We start from the raw sequence: 14,027 nt of genomic DNA on the forward strand, positions 1-14,027 counted from the left end.
CACGTCCGTCTCGGGACGTGGACCGTAATAGCGGGCAAGTTTCTTACCCGCATCGTGATGGCAGTGACTTACTGGCAGTCAGTCGCCGGGCCTTTTTTCACCCATACATCGCTGCTACCTGGTTTATCACCCTTCGTCCACCATTTGGCGGTGTAGGTGTAACCGTTGTAGGTAGTAGTGTCGCCGCCGTTATAAACCACGTCGGAGCGCCAGTTGAATTTCACCTGACTTACCAGCTCCCATGCATCCACACCGAAGCCCGGCTGGTTGCCCTGAGTCCAGTATTTTGCTTTCCAGACCAGGTTGTCGAAGCTGACGGTATTCCCCGCGTTGTAAACCTTGCTTGCGCTCCAGGCAGCATATTTACTGGCGTTAGCGTCAACAGGCTTATCGCAGCTATTGGTGGCAGAGCCTTCGTCAGACGGCGTGTTGCCTTCATCGGATGGGGTGTTACCTTCGTCAGATGGCGTGTTGCCTTCATCGGAAGGGGTGTTGCCTTCGTCAGACGGCGTGTTGCCTTCATCAGATGGGGTGTTGCCTTCGTCAGACGGCGTTTCCGCCGCTTTAGGCGTTACCGTCACCTGTACGTTAGTCTGTACGCTGGACTTGCCATCGCTTACCAGCACGCTCAGCGTGTAAGTTGATTCCGTGTCCACGTCCGGCGCGGTGATGTTCAGGTTCGCGGTATCTGCGCCTGTCGCCTGCATATTCGCAGGAACGCTCCAGGAGTAGGTCAGCGCGTCGCCATCAGGATCGTTAGCCTGAGCGTGCAGAGAGTAGCTCTGGCCCGCTTCCAGCGTCACGGCTTCCATCTGGTTCACAACCGGCGCCTGGTTTGCTTTCGGCGCTTTGTTCACGACCTGGACGTCAGCAGTGCTGCTCAACCCTTTCGCGTCAGTAACCGTCAGGCGGAACGCCAGAGTCTGATTACTGGTGACAGCAGCAACGTTGAAGGTCGCTTTCGCTTTGGTGCTGTTGGTGATAGTCACCGACGGGCCAGAGATCTGCGTCCACTTGTAGGTGATGGCATCGCCATCCGGATCGGTGGAAGCCGAGCCATCCAGGGTCACCGTCGCCGGACCGGTTACGCTCTGGTCAGCGGCAGTCGCCACAGGCGCATGGTTGGTCACTACCGGATCAACCGGCGCAGCGCCGCCGCCTGTCAGGCTTTCATTCATCGCGTTCAGAATGTCTCCGGTATCGGAGTCGATAGACCAGGCAAACAGACCGCCCAGATTTTTCGCCAGCACATACTGACCTTTCGCCGTTGCGGAACGGGCATCTTCATAGGTGATCAGATCGCCGGTGGTTTTGTTAAACAGATACGGCGCTTCAGCGGTAGTATCATAGTTATATTCCCAGCCCGCTTTGCCTTTGTACTCGTTAACGATCTGACGATAGTCAACCACGCCCGGTTCCCAGGTCCCTTTCACCATGCCCGTTGCCGTGCCGGTGAACGGGTTGTTATTGCTGTAACCGTGAACGCCGGTCCAGCCGCGACCATACATGGCCGTCCCCACGACAATTTTGCCAGGCTGTACACCCTGCGCGAGCAGCGCATTCACGCCGTTTTCGGTGGTGTAATTAGTATCCGGTTTGTTCGCCGGCGCACGCAGTGCCGCCTGGTGACCCAGATCGGTGTTGCTCCAGCCGCCGTAGAAGTCGTAGCTCATCAGGAAGATGTGATCCATGTACTGCTGTGCAGTGGTGTAATCAACGTCTTCAATTTTGTCGCTGCCTGAGCCGATTGCTGAGGTCAGTTCAAAGGTACGGCCGGTTTCGGCTGACAGTTCATTCATCATGGCGCGCAGTTCGCGCATCAGTGCGGTATAAGTCTCTTTATCCTGCTGCGGGTTGCCCAGCGTTTCGTTCTGACCGCCGCCGCCCGGGAATTCCCAGTCGATATCCACACCGTCGAAGAATTTCCAGGTTTTCAGGAAATCTTTAACGGAAGCCACGAAGCGATCGCGGATCGCTTTGTCATGCATTTTGAAGAACGGATCGGAAAGGGTCCAGCCACCGATCGACGGCAGCACTTTCAGGCCAGGGTTGGCTTTCTTCATTGCCATCAACTGGCCGAAGTTACCTTTGTAGGGATCGTCCCAGCCGCTTACGCCAGCCTGAGGCTTCTGCAGTGCGGCCCACGGGTCGTGGATCGCCACCTGGAAGTCCTGACGGCCAGCACAGGCGCGCTTAAGCGCTTCGAAGCTGTTACCGCCTTCGATGGTTTTCAGGCTGTCGTTGATGCCGTCGCCGCCGCAGATTGGAATGAAGCCATAAAGAATGTGGTTAAGGTTAGCCGCCGGGATTTTGTCTACAGGGAAGTTACGGTCGTAAACACCCCACTCAGGGAAATAAGCACCCACTACTTTATCGGTGTGCTTAGAGAGGGTTTTGTTATTTTCCTGCATGGTGGTGTTGAGTGGCAGCAGATGGCTACCGTCGGTATCCGCGACGATAATCAGTTTGCTGGCGCTGGTGCTGCAGCCGCTGGCATTGCAGAGCTCAACCGTTTCCTGATAACGACCACCTTTCTTCACTTTAAACGTAGCCGTGCCGGACATACTGCCTGCGCCGGTCCAGACGGTTTTGCCATCGAGCAGCACTTTCGCTGAAGTCGGCGCAGCGCCGCTCCAGACGTCCCACTGCACTTTAACATCGGCGCCATCATGGACTTTGACCAGGCTATTGTAAGCAGAAGCAGACTGATCAACTTCGACAATGGCAAATTTATCATTACCACTGGCGATAGTTGCTTTACCGGGCACTGCTGCGAACACCGGGCTTGCAGCCGCTGCAACGAAGAGTGCCAGATATTTAGGCTTCAGAAATTTCATTATTTGATCCTGATAATACGATTTGTGAAATTAAATACCCATGCTTTTCCATTAAACATGGACGAACGTTATTTACTGATAAATTAATCGTGAACGCTTCTGGTTCACCAAAGACCTGCTTATTATTACGCCGTACCTTCCTCCATTCATAAAACATTCAACAAATCTTTTATTGTGGAGAAGAGAATACAATGAGGAATTTATTTTCTCCTTTCCTTCCCTCAATGAAAAAACCTCAAAAAAAACTTGACTGCATTATTTAAAAAATGAGATAGGGGATTTGAGAAATAAATACAGCCAGCCCGGAAAACGCAATATATGGGCCAAAGGAAATAAGGTTATTTTTATTCTCAAAGGGTTTTAACAGGCAATGCATAATAATGCCCCCCAGCGCCGCGATCAGCAAAATAGAGGGTAACGCCTGCCATCCGCACCACGCGCCTAGCGCTGCCAGCAGCTTAAAATCACCATAGCCTAACCCTTCCCGACCGGTCAGCAGACGGAATGCCCAGTAAACCAGCCAGAGCGACAGATACCCTGCCACCGCGCCAAAGATAGCATCGGTCAGCGGTAGCGTCCGGAACAGGGCATGGAACATCAGCCCCGTCCACAGCAGCGGCTGGGTCAGGCAGTCCGGCAGCAGCATATGGTGCGCATCGATCACCGACAGCGGCAGCAGAAAACTCCACATCACCCACAGCGCGATTAGCGCCGAAAACGACGGTGCCAGCGCCGCGCTGGCGGCAAAGAAGACGGCGCTACAGACTTCCACCAGCAGCAACCGCAGCGGAATCTCGCTATGGCAGTGACGGCAGCGACCGCGCAGCGCACACCAGCTAATGATGGGAATATTTTCCCACGCGCTCAGGGTATGGTGGCATTCCGGGCAGTGAGAGGCGGGAAACAGCAGATTGCCTGCCCCCTCTTCTTCCATTACCAGCGGCGGAATACGCTCCCCGACTACGCCCAGGAAACTGCCGAGGATTGCCCCCAGCGCTCCGCTCATCACGCACAGTCCCGGCAGATTCGCTTGCTGCAACAGCATTAGCGGGTTCATGCGCTTTTCGCCCAGCTCAGCGTAACGCGTGCCTTCACGTCACTCTGACGATCCACCGGCGTTAACGCGAGTTTCTCCAGATGTATACCGGAAGAGACGTTCATCTCACGCAGCCAGTTTTGCAGGGCAGAAATGTTGACGCGCTCGACAACAAAGGTTAGCGACTGCTCTTCCTGACGCACGTCTGTCAACGCGACGTGCACGACTTTGGCACTTTCTTCCACCACGCTGCGCGGATTCGGGGTATTGACTATTCTGGACTGGAGATGGTTTTTATCAATTTCCTGGCGCATCCAGTTCAGCGTCTGCTTCTGCTTAAATAACACGGCCTCGTTATTTTTGATCAGAGTATCGAGCGGCATCATCGCGCCGTAATAAACCATCGCACAGCAGAGTGCCCCGCCGCAGAGTTTAAATAAATTACGCTCGCGTGGACTATAATTTTGCCAACGTTTTTTTAACTGGGCTATTTGCGTTTTCATTTATAGCTCCCGGTAATAATGGCGGTATAAGGCGCCTCGCCGGAAATCGGCTGCATCGCAAATTCAAAGGTATCGGCGCTGCGGGCGACAAAATCCTGCAGGGTCTGTTTATCCATGGATTTCACATTCAACGTCAGCTGATTTTGCGTTTCGTCATATTCCACGTTATTGATCTCCAGAGACGGCAGTGACTGCTTGATTTGATTCAGCGCTTCGAGCTGCAGGAAGACCCCTTTCTTAGCCTTGCTGATATTCTGCCCGACGTAGTATTTCAGGTTGCTGGTCTGGCGCAGGGTCGGGAAATAGTGCTGCGCTACGGTGGTCATCTCGCGGTGGATCTCGTTTTGCTGGTGAGTGAGCATCAACGCCATACCAACGCGGGGGCCGATCAGCAGGCCAACGCAAACCAGCGCCGCCGCAACGAGGGCCGTTTTCGCGTGGCGAAAACGCGGATCGCTGGCGCTGCGCCCGGAAAACTCCCCGTGCAGCATGTTGATACGACAGCCCTGCCACTGGGGCTGGATCAACACCAGCGGATGCTGCCACGCCAGCAGTTCATCCACCTGTACCTCCTGCGGCGCATCGCCATAGCAGCACACCTCACCCGTCGGGCATTTACTCAACAGCAGCGGCAGCAGGACCGCATCGGCTTCGCCAGCGCTGCTGGGAGAAAAACGCAGCCAGTAGCTCTCTTCCAGGCTCACCAGCGTAGTACCCCCTTCGCTCACCGGCAGCAGCCAGGCATCCGGCAGCGCCTGGATCACCGTGAGCCCCGCCTGAGCGAACAGCTCAAGCCAGTGGCGCAGACGTTCAGCGTCGATGGCCACGGCATCCACTTCTGGCCCCTTTTTGTTCAGCACCGTCCAGTGCAGCGTCTCCACCTCGCCGAGCAGCGTCTCTTCCGCCATCCACGAGAACTGCGCCGTCTGGGCTGAAAGTCCCTTTTTCGGCAGGGTAAAATGACGAAAAATCGTCTCGCTCGCCGGCAGCAAAAGGCACACCTGCTGAGAAAGCGGATGGCAGGAAAGTTCGCTCAGTGCGCTCCAGCCCGTCAGATATTCCACCCGATCGTTACCGGATTCACACCACCAAATTTTGCCGTCCTCACGGGTATCGGGACGAATAAAAAGCACCTTTTTCATCATCTTCTACTTATCTTATTCAACCATTCGGTAGCGGCGTTGCCAGGTAACGACCTTGCCCGCCTCACTGTCAACGTGAAGCTGGCTGACGACGCGCAGCGTTAAATCATCGGTATTGCCGGTGGTATCCACCCGAAAATAGCGACTGTTGACCGCAACCCTGTCCTGAATCTGCGCCAGGATATCTTTGGTCTGCGGATAGTTGCTCTCCAGCACTTTGCTGAATGCCTCCAGCGACTCCCAGCCCTCTTCCGGGCGTGAATCGATCAGGCGGGCAGCATCGTCCGTGTTTAACACGCCGGTAAAAACCGCCGCCAGCAGCGGCGACTGTTCTCGTGTTAAGGTATTCACATTTATGGTGCCATCCGTATCCGGCAAGGCGCACAGCAGTTTGCTGACCTTCGGCCATGCGGCCTGCGGAAAGGCGGGCAGCAGTCTGATTTCATTGATGGTGCGCATCATTTGATTCGCCGGACCACGGGCGGGCGTCACGCTCGCCCAGGCATCGGCCTCCTGGCCCTGTTTCGCCGTCACGTCGTCGGCGTCAAGATAATCCACCAGTTGCTGGTAAATCTCTTCTGCCGCCAGCGTACCGACTCCGCCTTCTGCCAGCAGCTGTTCGACAATCTGCTCTTTGACCGGTTTTTCCGGCAGCGCAGTGGCGTCGGCCGGGGCCGCTGGCGCCGCATCAACGGCCAGCAGACTATTGACGTTAAAGCAGGTCCGGGCATCCTCCACCTGACTCACCACGGTGTAATTATCCCCGTGGGTTTCCAGGGGCTGGGCCCAGTCACCTCGCGGCGAAAGCCCCGCCCCTTCTGAACTGGCCGCTTTCTGCAATACGTTTTCCAGTACCTTCTGTTGACGGGCAATGGCCCAGCGCAGCGTCTGCTGGCTGACCTGATAATGCGTTTTTTGCAGGTGGCGGCAGAACTGCTGACTGATTTTCGCCGCCAGGGCGGACATCATCACCAGCAGGATCAGGACCACCAGTAGCGCCACGCCACGCTCTTTCCGCGCAGGTTTGCCGCTCATGAACTCACTCCTGGTTGTTCTGCCGTATCGGGCTGCGGGTTGGTTACGGGCTGCGCCGCATTCTCCGCTGCCGGCTGCGCCGGGTCCGCATTCGTCTCTTTTGGTGCGGTCTGGATCTCAGGCATATCGCCGGGAGTGATAAAAACCCAGCGCCAGGTTTCGCCGTTTTCCATAGTCAGATTCAGCTCAACGCCATCAGGCTGATGGGCGATGTCGGTCCATTTCTCCTGCCAGCCTTCGTGCCAGAAACGCCATTTCATCGCTTTCACATCGTTCAGAATCGGCACTTCTTCCGGCTGCGCGCTGGCGGGACCATCGATAGCAGCCCAGACGTTGCGCCACAGGCGCTTGTCCTTTAACGTCCAGCTCACCCGCTCTAGCTGCACCTGACCGCTGATGCCGTTAAGGGTTGTCATTTCCAGACCATTCTGCTGCTGAACGAACACCTCGCCGCTGTTGCGCGGCGCGCGCGCCTGCTGCTGATAAAAGTCACGCGAGAGCAGATTGTACGTGCGCTGAAGCGCCGTCACTTTTGTCGCCGCCTCGTCGCTGGCCGTCGAGGTGCGCATCGCACCGTCAAGAATTTGCCAGGCGAGAATGCTGATCACCGCGAAGATGGCCAGCGCAATCATAATTTCCAGCAGGGTAAAGCCCTGCTGACGCTGCGCCTTACTCACGATCCACCTCCGGTTCGTCGAGCTGAAGTGCCACCACCGGTTGCGCATCGCTTCCTTCGCTGTAAACCCTTACCTCATCGGCAAAGGTATTTTCGGCGGTTTTTACCCGCTGGATATGCCAGGTCCAGGTTTGTCCGCCCATGGTTTCGGTACCCACCTGCTCGGCATCCGGAAAATCGGTCTGAGCAAGCTGAGCTTGTGCCAGTAGATTTTCCGCCACCCAGCCGGCCTGCAGTGTTTCCGACAGGCTGTGGGTAAAGCGCACGTTCAGGGTGACGGAGTTCATCAGCGCCAGCGCCGCGGTGGAGAAAATCACCAGCGCCACCATCACTTCCAGCAGGGTCATCCCCTGCTCTTTGGTTTTGCGATTAGTCATCGTTTTCCACCACCACGGGAACAGAGCCCTGTGACATCACGTGAAAGCGCTGCTTTTTATCGAGGCTTTCGAAGCTGAGCGTGAAGCGGCTCATCTCGCCGTCCGGCAAAAAAATGATTTGCGGTTCATCGTCCAGCGTGGCCGCCAGCGTTCGCGGCGAGAGGGAGACGTGCATCTCCTCAGGAAACTCGCCGCGGGTAGCAATCCGTCCCGCCTTTAGCGGTGCCCAGTGGCGTTCGCCGTTATTTCCAATCTGTGTCACCAGTTCAAATTCTGAGGAGGTCATCACCAGCCCGACAATATTTCCGTCCATTACCGCACGGTCAGAACCATATTCAACGAGGGATTTTAGCTGCTGACCAAATGTATCTGCGCCGCTGCGTGATGGAATGGTGGTGACCACCATCATGGCGCTCAGGGCGAATATCACCAGCGCCACGATAATTTCCAGCAGGGTAAATCCACGTTGCTTATTCATTACTTATCTTTTTTATCAAAAGACCAGTTGCTGATATCGTCGGCAGTATTCGCTTCTCCATCCGGACCGGCTGAGAAAATATCGACAGCGCCATGCTCTCCCGGGCTGACCAGAATATAGTCATTGCCCCATGGATCCTGCGGCAGGCGGCGAATATAGCCGTCGTCACGGTAGCCTTTCGGAATGGGCGCAATTTCAGGTTTGGTCACCAGCGCCTGCAACCCCTGCTCGGTGGTCGGATAGCGATGGTTGTCGAGCTTGTACATATCTAGCGAACCTTCCAGCGCCACAATATCGCTGGTCGCTTTCTGAATATCGGCTTTTTCTTTATTGCCCATTAAATTAGGCACCACCATACTGGCCAGCACACCGAGAATAACGATAACCACCATTAATTCGAGCAGCGTGAATCCCGCCTGACGCTTCAGGCTATTCTTTTTCAAAGACATGATTAACCCACCATATTATTAAGTTGAAGAAGCGGTTGTAATATTGAAAGAACGATAAATAGAACAACGGTCGCCATAGTTACTACCAGTGCCGGCTCAAATACCGACAGCGTTAAAGTAATTCGATGCTGTAATGCAGATTCCTGGTTTTCCGTCGCGCGATCCATCAACGAGCCCAGCTCGCCGCTCTCCTCCCCGGAGGCCACCATATAAAGCATGGTGGGTGGGAAAATTTTCGCCTGTTCCAGCGCGTTGTAGAGAGATGCCCCCTGGCGCACGGTGTCCGCCGCCTGCTCAAGCACCTGCCGGGCATAGAGGTTTTCTATCCCGTCCATCGCGATATACATCCCTTCCAGCAGCGGAACGCTGCTGGCCTGCAAAATACTCAGCGTGCGGATGTAGCGCGCGCTGTTGATGGCGCAGACCAGTTTTTTCAGCGGTGAATTTAGCAACAGCCACCGATGATAAACAAATCGGTTCTTTTCTTTTTTTATCCAAAATTTAAAGCTCGCCGACGCCCCGAACAGGCCGCCGGCGATAACGATGCCCCAGGCCTGTAGAAAGTCGCTCACCGCAATCAGCGTGCGGGTGGTCACCGGCAGTTCTTGTTTCATATGGGTGAACTGGTCGATGACCTGCGGCACCACGGCGACCAGCAGAATGGAGATCACCGCGATCGCCACTACCGTCAGGGTGATGGGGTACACCATCGCCTGGGTGAGCTTGCTTTTCATCTTCTGGCGCTGCTCGTTGTATTCGGCGAGCTTTTCCAGCACGCCCCCGAGATGACCGGTCTTTTCACCGGCCATCACCAGGGTGCAGTAGAGCTTATCGAAGCTGCGCGGAAACTGGCTGAAGGCGTCGAACAGCGTGTGGCCTTCCACAATCTTGTCGCGGATCTCGGTCACCATCGCCGCCAGGGTTTTATCTTCCGTCTGCTTCGCAATCGCCTTTAGCGCACTCTCCAGCGGCAGCGCGGCATTGACCAGCGTCGCAAGCTGTCGGGTAAACATCGACAGCACCGGAATCGACAGTTTTGCCCCTTTACGGGCGTTTTTCCCCGCCGCCGGATCGCTGGTTGGGGAGATATTCACCGGTATCAGCTTTTGTTCGCGCAGCATCTGGCGCACCTGCTTTGGCCCTTCGGCCTGCAGGTTGCCGCGCTGGGTTTTCCCGGCGGCGTCCGTCGCGGACCACGCATACCAGGCCATTACGCATCCCCTCCGCGCTCGGCGGTGACGCGCATCACCTCTTCCAGCGAGGTCACGCCGGAGATCACCTTCAGCAGACCGTTTTCACGCAGGCTGTAGGCCTCTTTGAAAAGCTGCGTTTCGATGGACATCTCATCTTTATCTTCATGGATCGCACGGCGCATGGCGCTGTCGACCACCAGAAATTCATGGATGCCTGCGCGTCCCTGGTAGCCGCTCTGGCGACACTGTTCGCAGCCCACGGCGCGATAAATCGCTTTGGGCGGCGTTTCCATAAAGGTGAAAAGCGCTTTCTCATTGTCATCCAGCGGACTGGTCGTGCGGCAGTGCGTACACAGCCGACGCACCAGACGCTGGGCAATGACGCCAAGCAGCGACGAACCAATTAAAAATGACTCCAGCCCCATATCACGCAGACGGGTAATGGCGCCCGCCGCACTGTTGGTGTGCAGGGTAGACATTACCAGGTGACCGGTGAGGGACGCCTGCACCGCGATTTGCGCGGTTTCACCGTCACGAATTTCCCCGATCATTACCACGTCCGGATCCTGGCGCAGAATGGCGCGCAGCCCTCGTGCAAAGGTCATATCCACGCGCGGGTTGACCTGGGTCTGTCCTACACCTTCCAGTTCATACTCGATCGGATCTTCCACGGTCAGAATGTTGCGTTCATGACCGTTAAGCGCCGACAGCAGCGCGTACAGGGTGGTACTTTTCCCCGAACCGGTCGGGCCGGTCACCAGGATGATGCCGTGCGGACGTTCAATCAGTCCCTTTAACTTCACCAGCTCTTCGTCAATCAGACCGAGCTTGTTGATGTCCGGCTTAAGGTTGCTTTTATCCAGCAGACGCATCACCACGCGTTCTCCGTACTGAGAAGGAATAGTGGAGACACGCACGTCAATAGCCTTACGACCAATGCGCAGCGAAATACGACCGTCCTGGGGGAGACGTTTTTCGGCGATGTCCAGTTTGGACATCACTTTGATACGCGACACCAGCAGCGGCGCGAGCTTGCGCGCCGGCTGCAGCACCGGACGCAGCACGCCGTCAACGCGAAAACGAATGCTCAGGGTGCGCTCGAAGGTCTCGATATGAATATCGGAGGCCCCCTCTTTCACCGCTTCGCCCATAATGGCGTTGATCAGGCGGATCACCGGTGAGTTCTCGTCGTTATCGAGCAGATCTTCGTTGTCCGGGATCTCCTCGGTTAACGCCATCAGGTCAATATCGGCGTCCATGTCGTCCACCAGCTGCTGCGAGACGCCGCTGTTCTGCTGCCATATTTTGGTCAGCAGTTCGTCAAACGCTTCCGCCGTCAAGATCGTCGGGGCATAGGAGCGCCCCAGCACGCGGCGCATCTCCAGCAGGGCATACGCCTGCGCATCCTCGCGGATATAAACCTCGTCGTTATAGAACAGGACCCCGTTCTCTTTCGCCCAGGTGCTGGTACAGAGCGCATTACTCATCTCGGTCATGTCGCGTCCGCCTTACTCTTTAAACGGGTTGCGGGACGACACCGGCGCACTGGCGCTCACCGGCGCGGCGTGGCTCTGGGACGGATAGGCCGGCAGCATCGGGGAATCAGAATTCTCTACAATGCCCAGCTTGTGCTCTTCCATACGCTGCTGCTGACGCGCCTGGATCTGATCGTATTTCTCTTTCGACGCCGCGCTGTAGTTGTCGTCGTCGCGCAGTACGGTGGTGTGGATAAACACCATAAGATTACGTTTGGCGCTGTCCTGCGAGGTATAGCGGAACAACTGCCCCACGACCGGAATATCGCCCAACAACGGTACTTTCGAGACCGACTGTTTAGTGACGTTTTCCATCAAACCTCCCAGTACCACCGTCTGTCCGCTGTGGACCATCACTTCGTTATTGATGGTGCGGGTGTTGAACGTTGGGCCCAGGCTGGCATCGGCCGTCGAGGTGTTATCCACGCTGGAAACTTCCTGCTCAATCTTCAGATGGATCATGTCGCCATCGTTGATCTGCGGTACGATTTTCAGCTTAGTACCGACGGTTTTACGTTCCACCGAGTTAAACACGTTATCGCCGCTGGTGGTCTGCGAACCGGAGAGTACCGGTACATCCTGACCGACGTTGAACGACGCCTCTTTGTTATCCAGCGTCACCACGCTCGGTGTCGACAAAATATCGTTTTTGCCGTTAGTGGACAGCGCCGTCATCAGCGCACCAAAATCGCCGTTAAAGAAACCGGTCGCCAGGCCCGTATAGCTGCCAATGACTTTTGACTTCTTGATCTGGCTGATCGGCAGGCCGGTCGAACCAAACTGAACCCCACCGTGTTTACCGGTCCACTGCACGCCCAGATCCAGGCCGTTACCGTCCTGAACTTCGGCGATGATCGCCTCCACCAGCACCTGTGGACGGCGGATATCCAGCTTGTCGATCACTTTCTCCAGCGAATTCATGACGTTTGGCTGGGCGGTGATCACCAGCGAATTGGTAGACTCGTCGGCAGTAATATTCAGGTCGCCTGCCATCGGCGCGGCTTTGCTCTTACCGCCGCCCGCTTTATCTTTCAATTGCTCTCCGATCCCCGTCAGCACCGGCACCACTTTGCTGGCATTGGCGTATTTCAGGTAGAAGACGCGGGTGTTGCCTTCGTTGTTCTGCTCGCGATCGAGCTGGGAGATCAGCATCCGGGTGCGCTGACGCGCGTCCGGGCTGCCGCTAATCACCAGGCTGTTGGTTTCATCGTCGGCGACCACTTTGGTCGCCAGCTGCGGGGCGTTTTGCCCTTTCTGCTCTTCGTTGTTGAGATTGTTCAACATGTCAGAAAGATCTTTGGCCGAGGCAAAACGCAGTGGCACGATTTCACGGCGCTGGACGCCGCTTTGATCCACTCGCTGCACCAGATCGACCAGGCGGTTTACCACCGAGGCTTTGCCGGTTAACAACAGCACGTTTGACGGTTCAAAATGAACCACGTTGCCGATGCCGGAGGCGTCGTTCAACTGACGCAAAAGGGGGGCCAGCTCACGTACCGGGACGTTCTCCATCCGCACCACGCGGGTGATGATTTCGTCGCCTTTGCCGGGGTTTTTGCTGTCGGCAATCGGTGCGCCCGACATGCGGGCCACCGAAGAGCGCACGACTTTCACCATCCCGTTATCCATCGGGATCACCGACAGACCATAGAGATCCAGCACGCTCAGGAAGAACTGATAATATTCCTCTTCCGTCAGCACGTTGTAGGTACGGACCGACACCGTTCCCTGAACGGAAGGATCGACCAGAATGGTTTTATTGAGGTTACGCCCGACGGTATCGATAAATTCGCGGACATCGGTATTTTTAAAACTGGCGCTAAAGTTCGCCGCGAACAGCGAACCGGAATATAATGACAATGCGGTCAGCGCTACGCACGCCCATGGAAATTTCTTCATGTCTGTACACTTATTAATTGTTTATAACATTGACCCGAATATTTTCAAGGTGAGCGTGACGCCGAATAATGACATCCGCCTCTTTCATTTTTGACCAGCGGGCAACGATCTCTTTTGCCTGCGCCTCTTTAGTCATATCCACATCGTCAACTTTTACCACTACATCACCTTTTTCCAGGCCAGCATGGCTGTAGAAAGGAGACGCATTGCGTGGATTAATGTTGTAGCCTTCCAGCTGGCCTTTCTCGATTAATGGTTTTAACACCAGATAATCATCCAGATGCAGATTATCCAATCCTGCATCTTTCTTCGATTTGGTTACCGGGCTGCTGTCAACGCCGCCTTTAAAATAGTCTGGTTTTTTAAGTGAAATAACCTGCGGTGCGCCTTCATAATTCACCACCACATTATCGGGATGAATTTCGGCAATATAGGCATTGTCAAAACCGGCGAGCATTTCGCCCTCGCGATAGCTCTTTTGTCCGGAGGGGGTTTTTATCACCGCAAAGGACAGCCAGGCTTCGTCGCTGCTGAGAATACCTTCGATTTCCGCACTGAGCGGCTTTTTCAACGCCGCTGGCTGTTTCGCTGGCATCACCGCCGGCGTAAAAAGTACAAACTGAGTTTCATCATGACTTTTTTTTTGCATCTTCTGCTTTGGATCAGACAATCTGTTCGTAACTTTCTTATAATCTTTATAAACCATATACCCTTGCTGGCCGCAGAAAATGAGCAGCACAAACATGACGCAGGGCATAATCAATTGATTAACAAATGACATCCGCATTTTTTAACGAGCCTTTCTGCCAGTCAGTAATTCACAGCACAGGGCTGTATGAGTAAGTGGCGTAAATACTAATGAGTTCC

The 14,027-nt window shown here is 55.3% G+C and carries 13 protein-coding genes; all 13 read right to left on the reverse strand.

Going from position 1 to position 14,027, the window contains the following annotated elements; translation table 11 throughout:
• Positions 1-68 precede the first annotated feature (68 nt).
• Positions 69-2,837, reverse strand: a complete 2,769-nt coding sequence (locus USH94_RS06900) for a glycosyl hydrolase family 18 protein (protein ID WP_223581759.1) — start codon at positions 2,835-2,837, stop codon at positions 69-71.
• Positions 2,838-3,096: 259 nt separating this feature from the next.
• Positions 3,097-3,894 carry a prepilin peptidase gene (locus USH94_RS06905; RefSeq protein ID WP_111963899.1) on the reverse strand — a complete coding sequence of 266 codons (798 nt, stop codon included), beginning with the start codon at positions 3,892-3,894 and terminating at the stop codon, positions 3,097-3,099.
• A complete protein-coding gene (gspM, locus tag USH94_RS06910) occupies positions 3,891-4,376 on the reverse strand; it encodes a type II secretion system protein GspM (RefSeq protein WP_111963898.1) in 486 nt (161 codons plus the stop codon). The genes USH94_RS06905 and gspM overlap by 4 nt, the downstream gene beginning before the upstream one ends.
• Positions 4,373-5,518: a type II secretion system protein GspL gene (gene gspL / locus USH94_RS06915; RefSeq protein WP_111963930.1), complete on the reverse strand. Its 1,146-nt coding sequence runs from the start codon at positions 5,516-5,518 to the stop codon at positions 4,373-4,375. The genes gspM and gspL overlap by 4 nt, the downstream gene beginning before the upstream one ends.
• Before the next feature lie 15 nt (positions 5,519-5,533).
• Positions 5,534-6,553 carry a type II secretion system minor pseudopilin GspK gene (gene gspK, locus USH94_RS06920; protein WP_111963897.1) on the reverse strand — a complete coding sequence of 340 codons (1,020 nt, stop codon included), beginning with the start codon at positions 6,551-6,553 and terminating at the stop codon, positions 5,534-5,536.
• A complete protein-coding gene (gene gspJ / locus USH94_RS06925; RefSeq protein WP_111963896.1) occupies positions 6,550-7,230 on the reverse strand; it encodes a type II secretion system minor pseudopilin GspJ in 681 nt (226 codons plus the stop codon). The genes gspK and gspJ overlap by 4 nt, the downstream gene beginning before the upstream one ends.
• Entirely contained in the window at positions 7,223-7,606 is a 384-nt protein-coding gene (gspI, locus tag USH94_RS06930; RefSeq protein WP_111963895.1) for a type II secretion system minor pseudopilin GspI, read from the reverse strand. Before gspI ends, gspJ begins: the two co-directional genes overlap by 8 nt.
• On the reverse strand, positions 7,599-8,084 hold the full coding sequence (gspH, locus tag USH94_RS06935) for a type II secretion system minor pseudopilin GspH (RefSeq protein WP_111963894.1): 486 nt from the start codon (positions 8,082-8,084) through the stop codon (positions 7,599-7,601). The genes gspI and gspH overlap by 8 nt, the downstream gene beginning before the upstream one ends.
• A complete protein-coding gene (gene gspG, locus USH94_RS06940; RefSeq protein WP_111963893.1) occupies positions 8,084-8,533 on the reverse strand; it encodes a type II secretion system major pseudopilin GspG in 450 nt (149 codons plus the stop codon). Before gspG ends, gspH begins: the two co-directional genes overlap by 1 nt.
• A 2-nt stretch (positions 8,534-8,535) precedes the next feature.
• The gene (gene gspF / locus USH94_RS06945; protein WP_111963892.1) at positions 8,536-9,744 is read right to left on the reverse strand and encodes a type II secretion system inner membrane protein GspF; all 1,209 of its coding nucleotides are present in this window, start codon (positions 9,742-9,744) and stop codon (positions 8,536-8,538) included.
• Positions 9,744-11,222, reverse strand: coding sequence for a type II secretion system ATPase GspE (gene gspE / locus USH94_RS06950; RefSeq protein ID WP_111963891.1), 1,479 nt, complete (start codon positions 11,220-11,222; stop codon positions 9,744-9,746). Before gspE ends, gspF begins: the two co-directional genes overlap by 1 nt.
• 12 nt (positions 11,223-11,234) lie before the next feature.
• A complete protein-coding gene (gene gspD / locus USH94_RS06955) occupies positions 11,235-13,160 on the reverse strand; it encodes a type II secretion system secretin GspD (RefSeq protein WP_111963890.1) in 1,926 nt (641 codons plus the stop codon).
• Between the two features lie 13 nt (positions 13,161-13,173).
• Complete coding sequence (gspC, locus tag USH94_RS06960; RefSeq protein ID WP_111963889.1) at positions 13,174-13,905, reverse strand: type II secretion system protein GspC; 732 nt, start codon at positions 13,903-13,905, stop codon at positions 13,174-13,176.
• Positions 13,906-14,027 lie beyond the last annotated feature (122 nt).

Origin of the sequence: Enterobacter sp. 148H3 (assembly GCF_034107425.1) — a bacterium.
In the GTDB taxonomy this organism is placed as follows: domain Bacteria; phylum Pseudomonadota; class Gammaproteobacteria; order Enterobacterales; family Enterobacteriaceae; genus Enterobacter; species Enterobacter vonholyi.